Origin of the sequence: Microbacterium helvum (genome assembly GCF_014779795.1) — a bacterium.
Lineage (GTDB): Bacteria > Actinomycetota > Actinomycetes > Actinomycetales > Microbacteriaceae > Microbacterium > Microbacterium helvum.
The window spans coordinates 284,977-309,923 of sequence record NZ_JACXZS010000001.1; the positions used below are offsets into that span (position 1 = coordinate 284,977).

Consider the following 24,947-nt stretch of genomic DNA (forward strand, 5'->3'; position numbering starts at 1 on the left):
CTAGCCGTCGTCGTTCTTGACCGTGACGAGGCCCTGCGCGTCCGCGAGGTTCGCGCCGGGTGCGGGGTGCAGCGTCACGGTGAACGCCTCGTCGGGCTCCTTCGCGGAGTCGCCGACGATCGTGAAGGTGATCGTCGCGGTCGTCTCACCGGCGGCGAAGACGACCGTGCCCGACGTCGCGCCCGTGACATCGGATCCCCATGTCGCACCGTTCGCGATGACGGTGTCGACGCTCCAGCCGACCGACAGGGCTGCGCCCGCCTGGTCGCGCGTGACGGTGAGGGTGACGGTCCTCGTGGTCCCCGCGGCGCGCTCGATCACGGTCGCGTCGGAGATCCGCACGGCCTGCGCCGCGGCAGCGGAGCCCGCGTAGGCATCGTCGTCGGTGCGCAGCCGGTAGTCGGCGGCCGATGCCGTCACGCCGGTGCCGAACGCGAAGAGCCCCTGCGCGCCGTCGGCGAGCGGCGAGTTGAAGGCGTACGACGCCAGCACCTGCCCCGCGAGGGTCACGGTCACCACCGTGGCCTTGAGCGTCACGTCGAGGACGTAGTCGACGCCGGCCGCGAGCGCCCGCGAGATCACGAGGTCGATCGTGCGCACGCCCTTGGCGACGTGGCCGACGACCACTCGCTGCCCGGCCACGTCGATGCCGACGAACTTGTAGTCCGTCGCCGAGTACCAGTCGAAGAGGATGCCCGTGAACCCCGCGGCCCGCAGCGTCGCGGTCAGCTGCAGGTAGGCGGTCGGTTCGAGGTGCGGCACACCGTCGTACGGCGGCAGTCCGGGAGCGGTCGCGGACGTCGCGATGCCCAGCAGCGTCGTAGCCGTGCCGCCGGCATCCGTCACACCCTGCAGCCGACCGTCCGTCATCGTCCAGGTCCCCGTCACGTCCTTGCGAACGGCGACGGCGCTCCCCTCGAAGAACTCGGTGCGGTCGATCGTGATCTCGGGTGAGATCACCGTGAGCGCGATGTTGTCGAACTGCCCCTTCGCCTGATTCGATCCGAACCCGGTGAGGCCGCGGTTGAGCGCCACCTTCTGACCGCCGATGGTGCGCGGTGCGAAGGTGTAGCGGAACGCGTTCCTTCCGTTCGCGGTCACCGTGACGATCAGTCCGTTCACGACGACGACGAGGTCGTAGAACGTGCCGGCCTTGACGCCGCCCGGAACGCTCCCCTGCGCACGCACCCACCAGCCTGTGGCGGTGCGCTCGCCGATCACCATCTTGTTGACCGACTGGTCGATCCCTGCGAACTTGAAGTCGGTCGGCCCGAAGTAGTCGAAGACGATGTAGGCGTTGGCCTTCCAGCCGCCCGTCGGCTTCTGCATCGAGATCTTGGCCGACACCTCGTAGTACACCGTCTGGTACGCGTCGGAGTACCAGACCGCGACCGCGTCGCCCTGCGAGTCGGCGGCGGTCACCGTCAGAATGCCCTGCGTCACCGTGAAGGTGCCCGAGTCGGTGAGGAAGCCCTGCAGCGTGCCGTCGTTGAAGTCGGCCCCCCGCACGCTGTCGCGCTTGCCGCCGGGGATGTTGCCCGCCTGCGGGTCGGTCGGCCCGCCGGTCTGGGTCTGCCAGTAGCCGTGGTCCTCCTGGCGGATCAGGCCGAGCTCGCCGAAGGGCTCGCCGTTGCGCTGCGGGTCGCTGCCCTCGTCGCTCCAGCGGGTCGGGTCGGCGCCCTGGCTGCGGCTCAGCGCGTACAGGAACTCCGGCAGCGCCGGGTTGTTCTGGCGGCTGACGGTCGCCATTCCGAACGGGGCGAACGGCACCAGGTAGGTGTTGAACTCGCCGACCCAGTCGATCAGGCGGTCGCCGGCGGTGTTCGCGATCAGGATGTCGAGCCCGGCGCCGCCGTAGGCGCGGTCCTGGTAGCTGGAGTTGACGCCGTCGGGCGTGTTGTTCAGCCAGGTGTCACCGGGCTGCGTGCACGTTCCGTTCGGCGCGGTGGCGAGGCATCCGGAGTGCAGGTCGTCGTCGACGTTCAGCAGATCGTTGCCCCAGCCGCCCCACAGCGTGTCCATGCCGGTGCCGCCGACCATCCAGTCGTTGCCGAGGTCGCCGAAGATGGCGTCGTCGCCGTCGGTCGGCTGCGTGTTGTACACGTACTGCAGGCAGCCGCCCTGGTTGTCGACTGCGACGCACACCTTGGCGAGGATGTCGCCGAACGTGTCTTCGTTGTTGAGGAAGTACTGGTTCGGGAACAGCGCGCGGTCGGTGCTGCCGGTGCAGGTGTGGCCGCTCGGCGACCAGGACGTGCAGCCCCACGTGTCGCCGGCCGCGTTGAACAGGATCGTGCGCAGCGGGTCGTACTCGTCGTAGAGCAGGAACTCGCCGAGCCGCATCTCGTTGTGGTTGTTGGCGTGCCACGGGTTGGTGTCGGCGCCGAAGTGCAGGACGTCGCCGGGGTTGTACGGGTGGGCGAAGTCGATGTACTCGAGGCCCGCGAGCGTGCCGTCCGCGGTGTAATGCTGGGTGAATCCGGATGCCGCCGGCAGCGGCCCGTTCGTGCCGCCGGAGCCGGTCAGGTCGTCGGGGTCGGTGCCGATCGCCTCGGCGCCAGAGATGGCGTCGTCACCCGCGCCGCCGTGGATCCAGTCGGAGCCCCAGCCGCCGAAGATGATGTCGTCGGAGTTGTTGGCGTCGTACAGCGGCGAATCGGCGACGTGATGCTGGCTGGCGTTCACATCCGGGCCGAGGTTGTACACGGTGAGGTCGGCGGCCTTGTTGAGCGCGCCCGTGCGGTTGATCGTCGCGGTCTGGCCCTGCCCCGGCGTGTAGATGAACTCGTCGAGCACGTTGCCGTTGGAGTACTTCGTGTCGGGATCGGCGGCCAGCAGTGCGGTGATGCCGAAGAGGCGCTCGCTGTAGCAGGCGGTGACCGCGCCGGGCGCAAGCCCGTCGGCGGTGCAGACCGCGCCGCTGGCGGTGAGCCCGGTCGAGCCGTTGCGGCTCGTGAAGATGCGGCCGTCGTCGCCCAGGATGCCGTCCTGGCCGGTGCCGCCCGAGATCCAGTCGTTGCCCCAGCCGCCGATGAGGTCGTCGCTCTGCGCATCGCCGTAGAGGATGTCGTGATCGGCGCCGCCGTACACGGTGTCGTCACCGGTCTCGCCGTGCACCTCGTCGCGCCCGCCGGTCTGCCACGGCGTGGCGCTGCCGCCCGCACCGGGGAACGTCGTGTTGCGCCAGGCGCCGGCATCGGTGTCGAGGACGTTCGAGCAGACGGGCTGGGTCGGCGAGCCGTTGGTGCAGTCGCCGCCGACGCCCAGGCCGAAGTTCTCGGGCTGGAAGTCGGGGCCGCCCACCGTGTAGTCCAGCAGCGTGACGCCGCGCACGATGAGCCGTTGCGCACCGGTGCCCTGGTCGTACTGGAAGGTCACATAGTTGTTCGGCGCCTGCGCGGCGGTGGTCTGCCCGGTGCCGATCCCGGCGATGCGGTCCGTGCCGCCTGTGCCGACGATGCGGATGATGCGGCCGTTGTCGCCGATGATGGCGTCGGCGTCGCGGGCGTCCATGTCGGCGGCGGTCGTGTGATCGGCGAGCGAGCCGCCGGTGGCCGGGGTGCTCGGCTGGGAGCCTCCCGCCGTCTCGTCGTTGATGCCGACACGCGATCCTGCGCCGCCGAAGACGATGTCGGCGCCGCGGTCGTCGCCGCGGCCGTAGCCGACGGCGTACCAGTCGGACGGGCCGATCAGTCCGTCGGGGCGCATGTCGGGCGTGGTCAGGCTGAAGAAGTCGCTCGATCCGCCGATGAGGTCGTCCTGGCCGAGCCCCCCGAAGATGCGGTCGTTGCCGCCGCCGCCCTCGATGTAGTCCTCACCGTCGGTCGCTGCCTCGGTCGACGCGATCACGGTGAGCACACCGGTGAAGTCGCATTCGATGCCACGCGGTCCGGCGCCGTCCGGGTCGATGCAGCCGAGCGGGGTGCGGCTCGCGCCGACGTGCCGCGTGACCTTCGGGTCGTCGGTGATTCGGGCGAACGCCTCTTCGGCGTCGCCGTCACCAACCAGCACATCGTTGCCGAGCTGCCCGAAGATCAGATCGTGCGCGGCGCCGCCCACCAGGTGGTCGTTGCCGAGGCTGCCGGTGCCCACCGCTCCCGCGTCGATCGCGAGGGTGTGCCACTGCTCGGTGACGTCGTATTCCGCCCACCACGGCGCTCCGTCGGGGTCGCGGTATGCCCGCTCCACGCCGTCGGTCAGCAGGGCGCCGGAGTCGTTCGCGCTGGGCGCCGGCATGCCGGCGCACACCTGCGCGGGCATATCGCTGCGCGAGTACAGCAGCGTGCCGCACAGCGTCTGGAACCGGCCGTTCTCCCAGTGGCCGGGCGTGCGGTCCAGGATCACGTTGTCGCCGAACAGCAGGTCGTCGGACTGGTCGCCGTCGGCGAGGTCGTGCCCGGGTCCCCCGACGATCACGTCGTGGCCGAGCCCGCCGAAGATCGCGTCGTCGCCCCCACGCTGCACGTTGCGGCTCTCGATCGACAGCACGGTCGAGATCGCCGTGGTCTGGATGGCCTGCAGGCGGGTGTCGGGCAGGTTGGTGTCGGCCGTGTTCCACGTCGCGCCGCCGTTCTGCACCACGATGCCGAAGTCACCGAAGATGATGTCGTCGTACGCGTCGACGGGCCCGCCGGTGACGGTGCCGGGACCGTCACCCCAGATGAGGTCGCTGCCGGGCACGAGCAGGTCGTCGCGCACGAGCGCCTTGTACGGCTGGATCGTGGTGCCGTTGTTGACGTACCCGGCACCGGTCACGCTCGGCGCCGGCGACCGGTCGGCGACCGCGACGTCGAGGATGCGCGTGAAGATGTCGACGTTGATCCCGTCGTCGCCGTAGAGGTGGTCGGCGCCGCGCAGGCCGCGCAGCTCGTCGTCGCCCGATCCGCCCGCGAGGCGGTCGCCGGCCTGACTGCCGATCAGCAGGTCGTCGCCGAGCCCGCCATAGGCCGTGATGCCGATCGACGGCAGGTTGGCGCACGTCGCGTCGCACACGATGCCGGCGAACAGCCCGCTCGCATCGATGATGTCGTTGCCGGCGTGGTCGTACGGGTCGGCGAGCCCGAAGACCCACTCGTCGTCCTCGTTGTCGGAGTCGGGGATGTGCGTGAACGGGTCGAACGGCTTGGGCCCGAACTCCATGCCCAGCACGTCGCCCGGGCGGCCGCTGTACCAGACCCCGTCCTGCGACGTGTCGCCGTAGACCACGAGCGGCGAGTCGGGTCCAGCCGTGTTCTGCTGATCGCACGGCACCGGGTCCCCGTTGGCGGGGTCGATCGGCGGGGTCGCGTCGCACACGGTGATGATGTCGCCGCCGATGCGCTGCCCGCCCGCACGACCCTCGTCGTGACCGGTGACCGTGAGGGAGGTCGAGAACCAGGTCGCGACCCCGCCGACGAGCTTGACGGTCGGCTGCAGCGCGGTGCCGGCGAGCACCAGCACACCGCGAGCGACGCCGTTCACGAGCTCCGTCGTGGTGCTCTGGATGGTGTAGACACCCGGCAGTCCGCTGATGCGCACCTGCATGCCGGCACGGAAGCCGCTCAGGTCGCTCTGGCTGCCCAGGTACACCAGGCGGTCCTTGCGGATGAGGAATCGACCGGATGCCGCGACCGTGAGCGGATCGACCACCGAGACGGTCGTGGGGCCGGTGCCGCCGCCCAGCGCCGTGCCCGCGACGAGCTGCGGGCCGAGGATCATCACGGCGCCGACGCCGCAGCCCGGGAACGGGTCGACGATGCCGATCGCCAGGCAGTCGACGTTGCCGAACCCGACGATCTTGCGGGTCGAGCTCTCGCCCGCCAGCAGCACGTGCTGCGGCAGCGTGCCGTAGGGGGTGCCCGCGACGTAGCCGCTCCCGGCGAACTGGCCGGTGTACGACCACGGCATGCCGTCCAGGCGCGTGATCGTGCGTCCGAGTCCGTTCGCCCCGCTGCCCGCCGCCGTCATCTCGAACTCGTTGCCGATCGGCCGGTTGCCGCCGCCGTGGACGACCGTGAGGCCGCCGTGTGGGCCGGGCACGTAGACCGTGCGCGCGCCGCTCATCGCGGTCGTCATGACATCGCCGCGCGCGAGAGTGAGCACCGTGGCGGTGACGCCGACGAGCCGCCACTGCCCGTCGATGCCCTGGATGCGCACCAGCTGCCCGACGGCGAAGCCGTCCGCCGCCCAGTCGCCGCCGACCCGCGTGATCGTGCCGCCGTCGCCGTCGAGGTTCGGGGTCACCGTGATCGATCCGGTCCGGGTCACCGGCACGTCCTGCGCGATGACGACGGTCTTCGCGCTCACGGGGAGCGATCCGGGCGCGCCGCCGCTGATCAGTGCCAGGTACATCACCGTGTTGTCGGTGGTGTCGCCCGTGAACGAGTCGGCGAAGCCCATGACGCGGAACAGCCTGCCCGGCTGGCTCGCCAGGGTGACCGGCTGCCCGATCAGGAAGCCCTGCGCCTTCCAGTCGAACGGCGCTTCGCGCGTCAGCTCGTACCAGCCGGCGCCCGGCGGCGGGAAGCCGGCATAGGCGTGCGCCGTGCCGAGCGTGACGGTTCCGGTGAGCTTGACGGGCACATCGGGCTGCAGCGTGCCCTGGATGTCGAGCCGGTCGTTCCCCGTGCCGAGGAGCAGGTTCACGACCTCGATGGTCGAGACCGTGCCCGCCGTCTGGTACTCGCCGTCGACGTACTGGACGCTGCCGAAGCTGATGCCGCCGCGGAAGATCTGGCTCTCGCCGAAGCTCTCGGCCCCCGGCGCACTGTACGACGGCCCGAAGTCGAGGTCCTTCGCCATGCCGAAGCCGGTGAGCGTGGTGGCCGTCATGACGCCGAGGCCGTCGGCCTTGGACCCGTCGTTGTACACGGTCAGCACGTCGATCTGCTTCGACTCGGGCGCCTGTGTCGCGATCGCGAACAGCGGACCGTCCTTCTCGCCCGGCAGCTTGAGACCGAGCTCCAGCGACCGGTCGGCGCCGGTCACGCCGCCTTCGACCGCGACCGGGCCGCGCAGCTTCGAGAGCCGGTGCGTCGACGCCGGGAAGACCTTGACGCCCTGCCGCTGGATCGGCTGGTCGAACCACACGTCCGCCCGCAGCACGATGTCCTTGTCGTGGAACCAGTCCAGCGCTCCGAAGTCGACGAACGCCGCGATCCGGCGCACCGTGAACGTGCCGCCCGAAGTGAAGCCCGCGAGCGAGTCGCCGCTTCCCACGGCGCGCAGCTCGAGCACGTTGTCCTTGCCCTTGTTGGTGCCGCGGATCACGGCGATCTTGGCGCGCACCTTCGTCGCGCCCTGGCTGATCTCTACCCACTGGCCTTCGAGGAACCCGTCGGCGAGCCACGCGTTGTCGGCGCCGGTGTCGCGCACCAGCTGCCAGGACCCGTCGGGGTTCTGGGTGGTCGCCGTGCCGTCCCACGCGCCGATGCGCGTGAGCACGTTGATGCTGTCCTTCGTGACCTCGGTCGCGGTGGATGCCGCCACGCACCCGCCGACCGTCTTGTCGAGGGTCATCGCCTTGCCGTCGGCGGTGATCGACACGATCGTGAACACGGTGGCGCCGCAGCCCGAGATGGTGATGCGCTGACCGACCGTGAATCCCTCGTCGCGGAAGCTGCCGAGGTCGCTGCCGTTGGCGCGGGTCACGGTGGCGCCCGAGAAGCGCAGCCGGCCGAGGAACGCCCGCGTCGGCACGTCGCCGCCGATGATCCGGTACTGGCTCGGGCTGATCGCCACGCCGTCGACCATCACGACGTCGACCATGCCGTCAGGCAGCAGCGACACGGTCACGGTGCCGCTCGCCGGCTTCGTGGTGAGGCGGATCGTGTAGTCGTCGGTCGCGCCGGGGATGGTGCAGTCGGTGTCGAGGCAGCGCACCACGACCGTGTCGGTGCCCGACGGGATCGCGACGATCTCGGGGGTCTCGTCGTCGTACACCAGCACGTCGGTGCGCTGCAGTCCGCTGCGGAGGTTGGGGAACGGGTAGGCGGCCGCTGCCGCGGGCGCGGTGTGCGCGGCATCGAGCTCGTAGTGCAGGACGGCGACGGTCGGGTCGTCGGGGGTGTTGTTGACGCGGGCGCGCACCACCACGCGCAGCGGGGTGTTCCAGTTCGTCGCGTCGAACCAGACGCGGTACCAGGTGCCGGTGCCGTCGACGACCCGGAACCACCGCGAGCCCTCACCCGGGATGCCGCTCAGGTCGATCTGCAGCGGGCGCTGGCTGTCGGCATCCATCCAGATCTTCACCCAGATCCGGTCCGTGCCCGCCGGAGCCTTCGCGAGCGAGAGCAGCACGACGTCGGTGCGCTCGTGCGTCGAGTCGCCCTCGATGACGATGCCGCGGCCGTCCGGCTCGCACGTCGCGACGTTCGCCGCGCAGGAGGCCGTGGGCTCGACGTCGACGGCGTACACGCCGGGGGTGTCGTCGTCGTAGACGAGTGCGTTCACCTGCCGCACCGCCGCGCCGTGATACCGGGCGTCGGCGCTGATCACCGAGTGCTGCAGCACGACGATGCGATCACCCTCGGCGCGCTGGTCGAACCGCCCGGGCACGTCGTCGTCGACGGCCCACACGTAGACCCGCTTCTTCGCCGTGTCGTGGGCGTTCCAGGTGAGCACGACCGCGCGCCCGGCCTCGTCGACGATGGCGCCGTTGCGGATGTAGTGCCGCTGGAACTCGGATGCCTGGTCGCAGTCGGCATCGGTCACGCCGACGCACAGCCACACGGTGTCGCCGAACCCGTCGCCGAGCGGGTCGGGGTTGAGGTCTGCACCGTTCGCCTCTTGCGACGGCGAGCCTGCGGCCGACACCGTGACGTACACGGGGGCGGTGTGGTCGGCCGCGAGCGAGATCTCGTAGTAGGTGTAGCTCTTGATCGCGCCCGTCGATCCGGCGCCTTCGCGCACGACCGTGCCGCCGGTCTTCTCGGTGATGATGACGATGCCCTGCTGGTCGGTGGCGAGGTTGTACGGCATTCCGTCGGTCGGCAGGCCGTCGTAGCCGGGATCGCCGGGCGCCGTCACGATGTGGTCGACGGCGCCCGACAGACCCTCGAGCTCGCGGGTCACGATGTCGGCCGTGACGTCGCCCGTGACGTTGATGCGATCAGAGCCCAGGCCGCCGATGATCCGGTAGGCGACGCCATAGGCCGTGGACTGCACGAAGAACTCGTCGTCGCCCTCGAGTCCGTCGATCTCGAGCACCTCGATGGTCGTGTACCTGACGTTGAGGCCGGCACCGTAGATCGCCTTGTCGGTGATGGCGAAGTCGTCGGCGAACTCGGTGCCGAGCACGACGAGCTTGTCGAACCCGGTGCCGCCGTCGACGTTGACTGGTGCGTTGACGTTGTACTGCACCTCGTCCTCGCCGCCGCCGGCGCGGATGTCGAGGGGCCGGCTCGTCGAGAACCCGAGGCCGATGATCGGCACCGCGACGCCGTTCGCGTCGAGCGGGATGGTGTCGTCGAGCCACTTCGTGTGGTCGAGGTCGACGTTGGAGCCGGCGATGTGGTTGTAGGTGGAGTGGGCGTCGGCGTTGTTGCAGACCTTGTCGCCGTTGCGGTCGTAGCGCGTGTAGCCGGGCACGGCCAGACCGGTCACGCGCGACACGTAGCCGCTGATCATGCACGAGCCGAACGCGGTCGTCGTCGGGAACACGCCCTTCGCCGGGCGGAAGTCGACGTCGTCGAGGTCGCAGCCGGCGATGCTGTCGGCGCTGAGATCGCACACCGCGGCGAGCGCGAAGGCCCGCACGATGAACAGGTCGTTGTCGTCGTCGCCGTTCAGCTGGATCTCGGCCTGGTTCGAGTAGACGACGAACCGGTCGTTGCCGGTGCCGCCGGTCGCGAGCAGCGGCGCGTGCGTACCGGGACTCAGCCAGCCGCGCGTGGTGGCCACGAGCGCGGGGAACGTGTCGGCCGGCAGCAGCGCGCCGTCTTCGGGGTCGCGCTGGGTGCCGAAGATCTGGCCGATCTGGAACGCGTCGTCGCCCGCACCGCCGTCGAGGGTGACGGTCGCCTGCGTGTCGTCGACGTAGAACGCGTCGTTGCCGCCCTGGCCGTAGACCGTGATGCGGCCGTTCAGCGCGCGGTCGTAGGTGATCCGCTGGACGCGCGGGTCGGGCTCGTTGTTCTGGACGCGGTCGCGGTAGAGGCCGAGGCCGGCGTCGTCGTTCCCGTTGCCCGCCAGCAGCGCGATGTAGGCCGGGTGGTCTGCGGGCGCCGTGGCGCTCGCGCACGCGGCCTGCCCGCCGGCGACCGTGATGCCGTAGGGCGCTTCGCTGTCGATGCAGGTGAGCGCTCGCAGCAGCCACATGTCGTCGACGCGGGTGCCGGTGTTGTGCGTCGAGTCGCGGTCGTCGAACCCGTAGACGGCGAGCTCGTCGACGCCCTGGTTCGCAGGTCCGGAGTCCAGCACCTCGATGTCGTAGTTGCGGATGCTGCCACGGCTGCCGTTCGTGTACACCGCGTAGTGGTCGGTCTCGCCCTGCCCGTCGAGCACGAGCACGTGTCCGGCGCCGGCACCCGACTGGGCGGGGCTCGTGATGACGTCCATCGACTGCAGGTAGTAGACCGTGATGACGTCTTCGCCGTCGGCGGTGGCCGAGTCCGCGGCCGAGGCGGCTGCGAGATTGCCGTGCACCGTGGTCTTCGAGCCGAGGAAGATGTAGCCCGCGCTCCCCCACGTGATCTTGCTGTCGTCGCGGTCGAGGCCGGATCGATCGCCGAACTGGATGACGTCGACGTCGGAGCCGCCCCAGATCTCGGTGTCGGCGGCCGGGTGCGGCTGGGTCGACGGGGCGCACGTGCCCATCGGGTCGGCACCGGCGACACCGAGGGAGAGGACGCAGTCGGCGATGATGCGGCCGCGGAGGATCATCGACGTGCCGTACTCGGAGGCGACCGTGCCGGTGTCGGCGTTGCCGTGGTCGCCGCGGATGTCGATCGACAGGTCGGCGAGGATCTGGCTGTTCTGGTGCAGCGTGATGTCGTCGCCCACTCGCAGCTCGACCGCGCCGCGCTCGGCGAAGATCGTGCCGTGCGCGATGTCGCGCGGGGCGTCGTCGTCGGAGTGGGGAAGCCGCAGGTGGGACTCCGCGAAGCGGGCGCTGCCCTCGGCGACGAGGTAGAGGTCCTCATCGAGAGCCGAGGTCTCGCGCACCGTGAGGCGGACGGTGCCGTTGAAGGAGTGGGCGAGCACGAGACGCAGGTAGGCGTCCGTCTCGGTGTAGTAGATGCCGCTCGTCGCTTCGAGCCCGACATCGTCGCCGGTGTTCGCTCCGACGTTCGACAGGCGCGGGTCGGAGAGGTACGGGTCGGCGGGGGCGTTGCCGCAGTTGAGGTACGTGCACGCGAACGGGGGCGCGCGGTTCGAGTCGACCATGACGTCCTTCGACGAGAGCCCGATCGAGCCGCCGTTGGCATCCATGTCGACGGTGTCGCCGTGCACGTTGTCTGCGGTGGCGTCGAGCTTCGCGTTCAGGATGCTGCCCGCCGTGGTGCGCAGGCCGACGTCGCCCGTCGCGAGCGCCGAGCTGCCGCCGGTGAAGATCTCCCAGATCGGCATGTCGCCGACGATCTCGTCGAGGAAGATGCCGCGAGTCGTGCCGTTGCCGGCGATGTCGTGCGCCGTCAGCACTCCGCCCGAGATGCCGCTCGGCTGCTTCACGGCGGTGTTGACCTCCAGCCAGTCGCCCGGCATCCCGATTCCGCCGAGTCCGCCGGCCTCGGCGGCGAACATCGAGACGTTGACGCCCGTGACGTCGATGGTGGCCTGGCCGTCGGCATCCAGGATCCGACGCGGCGAGTGCAGCTCGACGTCGCCGTCCGTGGAGTGGATGTGGCCGACCAGCATGTCGCCCACGAGCTCGGTGGCGGTGATGTCGCCGTTGGTCGACAGGAAGATCTGCGCCACATCGGCGCCGATGCCGTCATCGTCGTCGTCCACGGGCGCCGGGTAGGGCAGCGCGGCGTCCTCATCGAGGAAGGCCACGATGTTGATGCGCGCGGACGCCGGCGCCGGCGCGTAGGCGAGCGTGCTGGGGTCGCGTGTCGGGCACGGGTGCGCGTGCGCCGTCGCCTGATCGGCGGCGCTCGTGTAGTCGCGGCTGGCCACGTGGCAGACGTTGATGTCGTCGCCCGCGCGGAGGTCGCCGTACAGCGTGCCGGCGTCGCCGAAGGTGTACGTGCTCATGACGGCGGACCGCACCCCCACGCCGAAGGCGCGCAGGATCGTGGCGTAGTCGACGGCCGGCGTGTCAGGACGGAAGTGGTACTGGAACGTCTGCGGCCACCCCGCGCGCGGCGCGCCGGCGAGAGGCTCGCCCTGCCCGTTGTCGGGTGTGTAGACGAACACCTGGAGTCCGTTGACGCTCGGCGCGTCGGTGCCCTGGATGCTGTCGTTGAGCACCACGTCGACGTCGTCGCCCGCGATGATCCGGTCGATCTGCCACGAGACCGCCGAGGCCGCGGACGCGAGCGACCGCTCGTTCCCGGTGATGTCGAGCACGGCGTCCTTCGCGGCATCCGCCTGCAGCTCGATGTCGAACAGGCAGCTCGACGCGCCGCCGCAGAACTCGGGGTCGATGTGGCGGAAGCGGATCAGCTCGACCGCGACGGGCACGCGCGTGACACCCGCACCGGCCTGTCGTCCGATGCTGCCGGTGTCGGAGTCGATCCGCAGCCGGTTCGTGCGGATCAGCTCGTAGTCGGTGTCGGCGCCGGGCCGCGCGAAGATCGCGACGCGGTTGCCGTCGACGCCCGTCGACTCGATGCCGTCGAGGTCGGAGGAGTCGTCCGAGAGGATCGAGCCGCGTGCGTTGCGGATCTCGGTGAGGCCGATCGGGTTCTCGATGTCGCCGTCGAGCCAGATGTCGGAGGCCCCTGCACCGGCGAGCCCCAGGATCTGGACCTGCGTCGGCGCGAACTTGTGCACGATGTCGAACTCGAAGGTCTGCGGCGTCGCGGCGCCGTCGATGGGCGTCCGTGTCCAGCCTCTGCCGGTGGCGGCCACCACGACGACCGCGTTCACGGCCGGCTCGTCGATCGAGACCGGGAACTGGCCGGCGACCGGGTCGGGCACATCGCCGATCGAGAGCTCAAGGATCGGGTTGGTCTCCAGCAGCACGACGTCGATGTCGTTCACGACGAGGCGGCGGTCCGACGCGTTCTGGATCAGCACCGAGTCCCACGTGTGCTTGATCTGCACCTCGCCGGCGTTGCCGCGGATGAGGCTGTCGGGACCGAGCCCGCCGACGCTGTTCGCCTGGAAGTGGATGCGTCCGCCCTCATCGAACAGCAGGTCGCCGACGACGATCCACCGGCCCTGGGCGATCTGGTCGCCCACCGCGAGCAGGCCGGAGTACGTGTGCGTGCCGGGGTCGTACGCCTTCACCTGGACGTTGCGCGTCTTGGCGACGATCGTGCCGGTGGCGTCCACCGTCAGCATCGGGTTGGGCTCGCCGAGCAGGATCGTCGTCGCCTCCCAGAAGAACGTGCGTCCGGCGCTCGTGGTTCCGGGCGTCGATTCGCTGCCGCCGTCGAAGAGTCCGCCGTCGGAGTCGGCGTCGCGGCGGTAGGCGGCGCCGTCGGCCACCTGGAACGCCTCGATCCATACGAAGGCCGCGCGGATGATGCTCTCGTCCTCGGCCGAGACCCGCGCGCTGGAGCGATAGTCGAGGGATGCCGTCGAGTCGGTGTCGCCGCCGCCGCACGAGCAGTCGGCCCGGGCGACGGCGTCGAGGTCGGTGGCGAAGTGGCGGGCGCGCAGATCGGCGCGGTCCGACGTGGTGAACTGCGCGTGCGAGCGCAGCAGCACTTCGGTGAGGTCGTCGATCGTGACGGTCGCTCCGGCGTCGCTGTCGGCGCCGAGCGCCGTCGCGTCGGCGTCGGACCGTGCGTACGCGCGGTACTTGGTCACGACGGTCGCGTCGGGGACGATCGTGCCGTCGGCCGCGGACACCTGGTGCGCCGCGCCCTGCGTGGCCCACAGGTAGCCGTTGGCCGAGAACATGCGGGCGGTGCCGAGCAGTTCGACCGCGACGGCGCTGATGAGATGGATGCCGCGCGCGGTGTCGTCGTTCGCGTCGGCGTCGGCGCCGAGCCCGCCGGTGTCGGCGTTCGCGGTCACGATGATCTCGAACCCGTGACGCGCCTCGGCCAGGAGCGTGCGGAACGCGTACACGCGCCCGCCGACCTGGACGAGGCTCAGTACCGCGACGGTGGCCTTGGCGTCTCCGGTGGCGACGCTCACGAAGCCCATGCCGTCGGTCGACGACCGGCCGTTCATGTACTCGACGGCGGTGCTCAGCAGCGACACATCGCGCCCTGCCACCAGATCGGCGCCGCTGCTCACCGTCGTCATGGCGGTGCTCGAGGTGATGCCGTACGCCTTGGCGATGCCGACGTCGATGAATCCGCCGCCCGAGTTCGCCGAGACGAACGACGTGTTCACGACCGAGGTGCTGTCGACGACGATGTCGCGGGCCCTGAGCGTGCCGCCCTGGATCTGCGCACGGACGTCGGCAGTGGCATCCGAATACGAATACGACTCGCGCACCGCGATCGCACCGACGCCGAACCCGGTGCTCGAGGCGGTCGAGACCTCGTCGCTGCCCGACCCGATGAGGGATGCCGGTCCCCCGACGCCCACCATGGCGCCGTTGCCGCCGCCGGTCAGATCGACCACGAGCTGGTGGATGCCGCCGGTGATGGCGCCGGTGAGGCCGGCCACGACGGTCAGCTTGTGCGTGCCGGTGCGGGCGGCGGTGCCGCCGCCGGGCCAGGTGATGGTCGACGACAGACCGACGAGCGAACCGCTCGCGTCCCAGGACGGCCGCGTGCGCAGCTTGATGTGATCGGCGTCGACCAGGACGACCCAGTACGTGTCGTTCGATGTGGCCAGCGGCTCGTCGGTCGCGAGGTACACCCGCTGGTCGCCGGTGGCGCCCGAGCCGCTGACGTCGATCACGTGCAGGGAGTCGGCCGCGCTGCCGAGGTCGACGAGCATCACGGCCTGCGAGCTCGTGATGTACACCTTGTACCATCCGCCGCTGACGAGGTGTCCGCTGCGGCAGCCGGTGTACACGTTGCTCGAGACTCCGGAGCACGACAGCGCGCCGCCGTCGGCCCAGTAGCGCACGATGTCTCCGGTGTGAAGGCCGTGGGTGCCGGTGTAGATCTGGTTGCTGTTCGAGGGCAGCGGGTTGCCGTCGCCGTCGCGCGCGATGACGTCGACGCCGTTCTTGGGCGTCAGCACGACGTCGACGCCGTCGGGCCGGAACGTCTGCTGGGCCGGAGCCTCGTAGTGCACCGCGGTGTCGTCGCCGAGGCCGTGCCCGGGCAGGTAGATGGTGTCGTCGCCCGAGTCGACGGCCGATCCGGGGTGGACCTCGAACGAGGCGCTGCCGATCGGACGCAGCTTGATGCGCAGCGCGTCGATGCGGATGACCTCGTAGAGCGTGCCCTCCACGAGGCCGGGCACGTCCGCGCCCGTCGAGGTGTAGCGCACGCGGTCGCCGGTCTGCAGGTTGTGCGCCGACCGGAACACGATCGTGCCCTGATCCAGGTCGACGGCGGCCTCGCCGGGTTCGGTGTTCGCGTCGCCGTCGTCGGCGATGAACTGCGCGCCCAGCTGGAGTCCGTTCGGACCCGTGACGATGACGCTGTAGGTGTGCTTGGTCACCAGCCCGTTGATGAGGTCGCTGCCCGCTTCGTAGACGACGGTGTCGCCGGTGCGCAGTCCGTGGGGCTTCTCGAACGACACCGTGTCGGTGTTCGTGTCGACGCCGTCGACGGATCCGTCGTCGAGCTGCGGCGCGAGCTTTCCGTACCGGGCGAAGACGCGCAGCGTGCCGCCGGCCTGGACGAGGCCGCCGGTGACGACGGCGCGCACCGTCGGGTTCGTGTACGAGTGCGACTCGAGGTTGTTGACGGTGACGACGCCGCCGGACTGCGAGTCGGTGTTCGAGTCGGCGTCGGTGTGCGCTTCGGCCGTCAGGGTCACGTCGCCGCTCGCGGTGACGTGACCTCCGCCGAACCGCGCCGTGGTCAGGGGCTGCACGACCGCTTCGGCCGTCGACGGCGACAGCGAGACGAGGCCGAACGACGACGACGCCACGCGCGCACGGGCCTTGTCGACGGATGCCGCGCCCACCGTGATGGTGGTGGCTCCGGGTGTTCCGAGGGTTCCGGTGACGCCGTCGGCACCCGGACCCGTGGTCGTGCCGCCGACCGAGCCGTCGATGGCCGCCGTCGTCGTGCCGGCCGAGATCGCCGTCGGGCTGCTGATGGCCACGGACACCGCGCCGAGTGCGTGCGCCTCGACGGCCGCATCGGCGGTGTTGGTCGATTGCGCGTCGACGATGACGGCGCCGCTCACCGTCACCTGGGCCGGGCCGCCGATGATCGCCGAGGTCTCGGCGCCGGTCTCGGTGGCCGACGTCGACGGGTTGTCGCCGATGTGCGCGCCCGGCAGGCTGTCGTTGACCGCGCCGATCCCGATCGACAGCGCGGCCGACGACGCGATGGCCGTGCGGTGCGCGATCGCGGTGACGGTGAGGGATGCCGCAAGCGCGACGTCACCGTCGAAGCGGGCCCTGACCGCGCCCTGGATCTGCGCGATCGGCGCTGCCGCGCCGATCGCGACGATGCCGCCCGATCCGACGTCGCTCGACGAGGTCGCCGTCATCGTGCCGTTCGCCGTGACCGAGATGGCGCCCGTCGCGCCGATCGTGCCGGTGCCGACGGTCGCGACGATGTCGGCGCCGCCCATGATGCCGGCGTCGCTGATCGACCCTGCGCCGGCGAATCCGATGCCCACCGCCACCACGTCGGTGATGGCGGTCGCGGCGATCGTCCCGACGGCGTTCACGAGCAGGTCTCCGGCGCTCGTGATGCCGCCCTCGAAGCTCGCGGTCACGCCGCCGCGGGCCGTGCCCACGGCTCCCGCGATCGCCACGGTCCCGAAGATCGCACCGGACGCGATCTCGCTCTTGGCGTCGGCGAAGTCGTGCTGGCCGAAGGTCTTCGCCTCGACGGTGACGGTGCCCGAGCTCGCGAGCTGTGCGCCCGACCCCACGGCGGCGACGATGTCGGCGTCGCCCGACAGCGTGGCGGTCGAGACCGCGCCGGCGGCGCTGCCGACCGACAGGGATGCGACGAAAGCACGTGCCTTGGCGTGGTTCTCGCCCTCAGCGCGGACCGTGATCGCCGTCGACGAGGTCACGTCGCCGTCGATCCTGGCGGTCGTGTGCCCGTCGAGGTCTGCGAACGCCAGCATGACCGCGATGGCGATGAGGCCGACGTTGACGCCGGGCGAGTTCGCATCTGCCGTGTTGCTGACGTGCGCGGTGATCTTCACCGCCCCGCCGGCCGAGACCGAGGCCGCGGAGCCCAGGAGGGCTTCGGCGTGGCGGCTGCTGTCGGCGCGCGCGACACTGATGCCCACGGCGAGTCCGCCGATGGTGACGTTCACGGTGTGCGCCTTGACGACCCGGGTTCCCGTCAGGGTGGCAGTGACGTCGCCCGCCACCGTGCCGACCGGGGCGACGGCGGCCCGCGCGGTGCCGCCGAGGCTCACGACCGCGACGACGCCGCCGATGGCGCCGACGCCGACGCCGATCGCGACGCCCAGGTCGTCGACGGTGATGTCGTCGGTGGTGGTCGCGGTGAAGCCGGCGACCGCCCCGTCTGCGGCGACCTGCACGCCGCCGGTCTCGGCGATGTTGCTGCCGCCCACGTTGACCACCGACACCGAGATGCCGGCGCCGACGAACCCTGCGGCGAAGCCGATCGAGTAGCTGTTCAGCGTGCGGTCGGCCATGGACGAGATCGCGACCCCTCCACCGGCCTTGCGCACCTGCGCGCCGGTGTCGAGGTGCACGTGCTGCGAGCCGGTGTCGTTGATCACGACGACCTGGCCGGCGATGCCGACAAGGCCGCCGCCGCCCGCGACGCCGATGCCGAGGGTGTCCTCGTCCATCTTCGCGGCGAGCGTCATGGCCCCGCCCGACGAGAGCCGTGCCGTCCCGCCCACTGCGACCTCGGTGTTGCTCTCGATGTTGAGCACAAGCACCGAGATGCCGATGCCGACCGCGCCGACGGCGGCGGCTCCCGCGACGCCGAGGATGCGCAGCCAGTCGGTCGCGCGTCCCGTGAGCGCGCCGCCCGCCGAGAGCACGCCGTTGATCGTGACGACGGTGCCGCCGGTCGGAGTCGACCCGAGCGCGTCGCCCGCGATGTTCGATGACGGCGCGGCGGCCCCGATGCTGGTCTTGGCGGCGCCCAGCTGCGTCTTCATGCGCTCGCGGGTCATCATCGCCGCACCCGACACCTCGCGCCACTGGCCGGCCGCGCTTCCCGGAGCATCGGCGACGCCGCTCGCGATGTCGGCGCGTGCGGCCCACGTCTTGCCGCCGTACGTGACGAGGTCGCCTTCGTGCCACGCCTGGCCGCTGGTCCATGCGACGGCGTCGTCCGAGGTCGCGCCGTCGAACGCGCCGCTGTAGCTGCCGCCCTTCGCCGCCTCGCCGCCGCCGGTGGCGCTGCCCAGCACGCCGCCCGGACGCCAGTCGGGGCTCTCGTAGTCGTTGCAGTCGTCCAGCGGCTCGTCGCCGTCTTCGCGGCAGTTCGGCAGGAACGTGTCGTGCTCGGTCACCGGGTTCGAGGTGACCCCGTCCTTCTTGGCGGTGTAGTAGTTGCCGTCCGAACCGCGGACCTCGTCGCCCTTGTTGTAGTACTGGCCACTCACCCAGTCTCCGCGGCCGAATGCCGAGTTCTGACCGAGCCACTGCTTCGGGTTCGATGCGGGGTTCACTCCGACGGTCGGGCTGTCGACCTTGGCCGAGTAGCGCTTGCCGTTGTAGGTCACGATGTCGCTCTGGCGGTACGTCGTGGTGCCGTTCCACGCGCCGCGGTCGGTGCCGCCGTCGGCCGCGTCGTATGTTCCGGTGACCGCGGTGCCGATGGTCCACACCGATACGGCCGCCGCGACGCCCACGAAGCCGCCGGCGAAGCTGAAGGCGACGGTCGAGATGTCCTTCGAGGTCAGCGCGAGCACGTCGATCGCACCTCGTGCGCGCACGTCGGCGTTCTGACCCACGGATGCCTGCACCGCCGCGTTGAGGACGCCCACGTCGACGCCGCCCGACACGCCCACGAGACCCGCCGCGACACCGCCCGCGATCGTCAGCGAGCGGAATCGGTCCGTCGCGGCGATGCTCACGCCCTGCGCCGCATTCGCGCCGGCCGCGTTGTTCACGTGCGCGCCGCCGCCGATCAGCGCTTCGACCTTGATCGTGAGGAGCGTCACCGCGACACCGCCGGCGACCCCCACCGCGCCGACGCCGATCGCCGGCGCGAGGCCGAACAGCTGCTCGGTCGAGTCGGCACGCACCACGACGCCGCGCACGGTCTTGCCGTGCCCGGCAGCGCCCGCGCCCACGCTGCCGTCCGCGACGCCGGTGATCCCGCTGCCGGCGGCTGCGGCATCCACCGTTCCGTTCGCGCCGAGCGACGCGCGCACCTGCTTGTCGACGCTCGCGATGCCCACGGCGGCGCCGACGCCGACGTAGCCGCCCGCCGCCGCGATCGTCAGCAGGAGGAGCCTGCTGTCGTCGCTCGCCGACACCAGCACGCTGTCACCGGCGGTGAGCGTCGCGCCGTCGCCGTTGCACAGGTAGGCCTGGCCGCCGAGCGGCGTGCCGGTGCACGCGACGGTGTGGATCTTGACGACGGTGACCGAGATGGTGCCCGCGACGCCCACGGTTCCGGCGCCGGCCCCGGCCGCGACCGACACGATCGTGTCGCGGCCGTTGGCGCTCACGATGATGTCGTCAGTGGCCTTCACCACGGCGCCGGTGCCGATGTACGCGAAGGTGTCGAGCGTGACCACCCGCACTCCGACCGGTACGGCGACGCCGGCGGTGCCGCCGATCCCGACGGCCGCGGCGATGCCGAGCTCGTAGAACTGGTTCGCCGCGGCGACCTTGACGCCCTGCGCACCGGCGACAGCGCCGGCGACGTTGCCGGTGCAGGCGGCGTTGCAGTTGATCTTCGCGTTCGCGGCGATGAACGCGGCCGTCGTCGCGGTGTGCACCGCGATCGAGCCCGCGACCTGCACGCCCGCCGTCCCGCCGATGCCCACCCCGACGCCGAAGGTGCCGATGTCGTCGGAGTTCGACGCGGAGACCGCGACGCCGGAGAACTGCGGGGCGGTCTGCACGATCGAGCGCGGCCCCATGGCCGACGCGTCGCCCGAGGGCAGGTTGCCCGCCTTGGCGATGCTGTGCGAGCGACCGCTCGTGCCCGAGAGGCCGATGTGCACGGCCGTGCCGCCGTCCGACGACTTCTTGTCGTACAGCTGGAAGACGCCGGGGCTGACCAGGTGGTAGTAGTACGTGGCGCCGTCGACCAGCCCCGCGATCGGCGCTCCGCCGCCCGACGAGTACACCACCGCGTCGTCGTTGCTCGCCGTGAACGTGTAGGGCAGCGTGATGGTGTCGGCGCCGTCGTTCACAGCCGAGGCCGGGTCGAAACGGTCGGAGAAGTCCTCTTGCACGTTCGCCCGGTCGGCGCGGAACACGCGCTGATTGTTGCTGACGCCTTTCGAGCTGAAGGTGATCGCGGGGCCGCCCTTGGTCTGCGACAGCCGGAAGGTGTCGGTCGTGGCACCGACGATGTAGTAGAGGCCCTTGTGCGTGAGCCCGCCGATCCCGACGCATCCCGCCGTCGAGGTGTCGCAGCCGACGTCGTACTGCACCCGGTCCCCGTCGAGGAATCCGTGGCCTGCGACGTGGATGGTGCCAGTGCCCGTCGTCACGTCGCCCGGGGCGAAGCGCAGGTCGACGGTGCTGACGCCGTACGAGCCCGACGCGACCGCCACGCCCTGCTGCGCCTTGGCCGCCACCGCCGCGCCCGAGCCGATCCAGGCGCGCGTGGTCTTGGTGGTGACGGGCACCGAGACCGACGCCCCGACGCCGGCGCTGCCGCCGACCGAGATGTTGCCGGCGATCACGTTGAGGGTGAGGCGCTCGTCCGCCGAGACCCGCACGCTGCCGTCGACGATGACGTCGGCGTTCGCGCCGATGTGCGCCTCTGTGGTGACGGTGATCGCCGAGACGGCCGCGTTGACGTTCACCGCGGCCGAGCCGCCGAACCCGCCGCCCACCGAGAGCGATGTGATGGTCTCGGCCGAGACGGCGTCCACGGTGAGGTGCCCGCTCGCGCGCACCGTGACGCCGTCGCCGAGCCACGCCCGCGTGGTCTTGCCGATCACCTCGACGTCGACGCCTGCGCCGACGCCGGCCGTGCCGCCGACGGTCAGCATGCCGGCGAGCGCGAACACCGTCGTGGTGTCGCTCGCGAGGACCGCCACCGTCGTGGTCGGGGACTGGATGTCGGCGCCCGCGTCGATGTGCGCCGTGGTCGTGTGGTTCAGCACGTCGACGAGGGCCGCGCCGGCGATGCCCGCCGAGCTGCCGCCGGAGCCGGCGACGGCGACGAAGGTGACGCCGAGGGTCTGCGTGGCGTTGACCTCGAGCCCGGCGCCGCCGGCCTGGATGACCGCGTTCGTTCCGACGTACGCGTCGACCACGCTGCCCCGCACGACGACGACGATCGCCGCGCCGATGCCCGCGCCGCTGCCACTGATGGCGATGTTGCCGCTGGATGCCGCCAGCGTCGCGGTGCGCGAGGCCGACACCGTCACGCCGCCCGCGGCCAGCACGTGCGCCCCGGAGCCGATCGAGGCGCGCACCCGCGGGTCGGAGCCGCCCTGGTTCGACACGAACACCAGGACGGATCCGGCGACGGCGGCCGAGCCGCCCGAGCCGGAACCCGCGACCGAGAGCAGCAGCCAGTCCTCGGCCGAAGCAGCGGTGACCGAGACGGCACCGCCGGCCCGCACGTCGGCGCCGGTACCGATCCAGGCCTCGACGTTCTGGTTGGTGATCTGCACGAGCGCGGTGAGGCCGACGCTCGCGCTCTCGAGCGAGATCGAGATGGCGCCGGCGACATCCACGACGGCGATCGTGTCGGATGCCTGCACCGTGACGTCCTGGGCGGACCCCGCTGTGCCCTGCGTCTGGTTGATCTGCGCGTCGTCACCGATCCACGCGCTCGTGTCGAACGAGTACACGTCGATGACGAACGCGCCCGACACCGCGGCGCCGCTGTTGCCTGCGCCACCGGCGACGGCCACTGCGGTGAGTTTCAGCCAGTCGATCTTGTCTTGCAGCGGCGTCTCGGGTCGGAACGGGGTCAGCGTCGTGCGCGCGCTCACGTCGAGGGCGCGCGGCGAATCGAACGAGGCTGCCGTCTCGAGGTGCGCGTAGGTCGTGATCTCGAGCCAGTCGACGGCGATCGCACCGCCGACCGCCGTTCCGCTGCCGGTCGAGAAGGCGGCGGCCGCAGCGATGGTCTGGATGCCGAAGTCGTGCACGGCGCGCACGGCGCTGTCGCCGGTGACGGCGGTGAGGTGCGCACCGGCACCCACGACCGCCTCGGTGTGCAGCAGGAGGATCTGGATGCCGGCGGACGCCGCGACGCCCGCAGTGTTCTTGCCGCCGCCGGCGGCGATGCCCCACGCGATGAAGTCGTTGCGGGCGCCCGCGGGGGTGCGCGCTTCGACCACGATCCCGCCGTGGCCGGTGACCGCCGCGCCCGCTCCGATCTCGGCCCGGATCGTCAGGTCGGCGACGTTCAGGCCGATGGCGGCCGCGATGCCGGTGTCGTTCTGGAGGTCGATCGCCGATCCCATGGCGCGCGCGTTCGCGTCGGCGTCGAGGATGCTGCGGACGACGACCTGGCCGGTGGTCGCCGTCACGGTGCGGCCTCCGGCGATCCGCGCCGTGCTCACCGCGACGAACCAGTTGACGCCGACGGCCGCCGCGATGCCGGTGCCGCCGCCGGACGAACCGGACTCGGAGCCCGACTTGGTGTTGGCGCCGCCGGTGCCGTTGCCCCCCGTGCCGCCATCGGTGCCGCCGTTGGAGGTCGGCATCCCGGCGGTGTCGCCCTTCGTGCCCGCGGTGTTCGGGTTGTCGCCGTTGACGGCGCCGGTGGACTCCTGGTCGCCGGTCTTGCCGCTGTCGCCGGCGCCCTTCGCGCTCGCGACCGCCTTCGCCTCCGACCGGACGGTCGACAGCGCCTCCACCGTGACGGCGGTCCCCTGCGCGTTGCGGGCGATCTCGGCGAGCGTGTCCCACCCGACCACGGCGTTGACGACGACCGTCGCGCCGACCGCGGTGCTCTTGCCGGCGGCATCGGCGTTGCCCTCGGTCGCCACCCACGTGACGTGCGTCGCCCGTACGACGATCGCCCCGGTCTGGATCATCGCCGTGCCCGACGTGCCGATGCGTGCGGTGACGTCGTCGTCGACGCCCACCACGAGCGATACCACCGGTGTGATTCCGGTCTTGCCTGCCGTGCCGCCCTCTGCCTTCGTGGCGAGATCCCGGAACCCGATGGCGGCGACGGTGAGACCGGCGCCTCCCGACACCGCGGCGCCGTCGGCGATCGCCGCCGTGACGTCGCTGCCGTCGATCACCTGCAGCGCGACCGATGCGCCGACGCCGGTGGCCGAGCCGACGCTCGCCTTGCTCGTCGCGGTCGCGGCGTCGCGCTCGTTGCTGTGGGCGCGGACCGTGGATGCCGCCGACGAGAGCGTCACGACGGCACCTGCCGGGATGAGCGCCTCGGTGGTGTTGCCGAGCACGTTGATGGCGACGGCACCGGCGACGCCGACGCTCGACGACTTGCTCGCCCCGGCGCGGGCGATGGAGGTGATCTCGTGCTCGTACAGCCGGAAGAGCGTGTCGTTCAGGGCGCCGGTGGGCAGGGCGACGCCCTCGCCGACGGTCACGTTCTGCTTCACCCAGGCATGGCTGCCGTTGCGCTTGTAGAAGCCGGGGGTGTTCGCGCCGTCGCCCGTGGTCAGCTGGAACCACGTGTTCTCGGCGATCTGATCCTTCGCCAGCTGCGACTTCTCGGTGACGGCGAACTTGGTGACGAACACCCATGCGCCGCCTTCGCCCTTCCACACGCTGCCGGCCGGGTGTCCGTCCTTCTCGGCGTCGAGGATGTACCAGTTGCCGTTGACGACCGAAGCGGGCAGCTCGTCGACGGTGCCGGTGAGGGTCTTGTCGGTGTCGAGCGTCCACGACCCGCCGGAGAACTTGTACAGGCCGTCGTTGCCGCCCGACGCGTTGTCGCCGTCCGCGTTCGTCTTCACGAACACGAGGTCGCCCTCGCTCGGCCCCGGCAGCTGCTCGCCCGACTCGACCGTCTCCCAGCGGTGGGCGGTGTCGTTCCAGCGGCGCACGATGTCGTCGTCATCGCCCTGCAGCATCTCGGCGAGCACCGTGAGCCCGGTCGCCGTGATCGTCGACGCGCCGGTGGTGGCGCGCACCGTGATCTCGACGGCCTGCACCGCGACACCGGCGCCGACCCCTACCGAGCCCTTCGTCGAGGTGTCGCCCCGCGCGTCTGCGAGGGAGTCGGTGTCGCCCCGGGCGATCAGCGAGACCGTGCCGCCGGCATCCACCACGATGCCCGAGGCCAAGCGCGCCGTCACCGTTCCCGAGACGACGGCGATCGCGATCGCTCCGGCGATCGAGACCGAGTTGCCGCTGGAGCTGCCGCCCGCACCCTGACCGGTCGCCGCCTTCGGCGTGGCCGACGTGCTGGTCGAGCCGCCGCCGTTCTGCTGCTTGGTGGCGCTCGCCTGGCCGAGGTTCGCGTCCGCCTTCTGGTTGACGTCCTTGCCGGTGGGCTGGTCGCCGCCCTCGCTGGGGCTCGCGCCCTGGGCCGCCGCCTTCGCCGTCGTCTTCGCGTCGATGCGCTGCGTGGCCGTGAACGAGACGGCGCCGGCCGTGGTGAGGCTGCGGTCGCTGCCCGAGGTCGACGTGATGTCGTCGAGGATCGCGAGGGCCAGCGAGACGCCGATCCCTGCGGTGCTGCCGGCGGTGG

1 protein-coding gene (running past one end of the window) is annotated in these 24,947 nt (G+C 71.1%); it reads right to left on the reverse strand.

Features of this window, described 5'->3' with window-relative positions:
* Window positions 1-24,947, reverse strand: partial view of a hypothetical protein gene (locus tag IF188_RS01360; RefSeq protein ID WP_191169981.1) — the 3' portion only. Its footprint extends 4,165 nt past the window's final position; only the last 24,947 of its 29,112 coding nucleotides appear in the window; the start codon falls outside the window, past its right edge; it ends in the stop codon at window positions 1-3.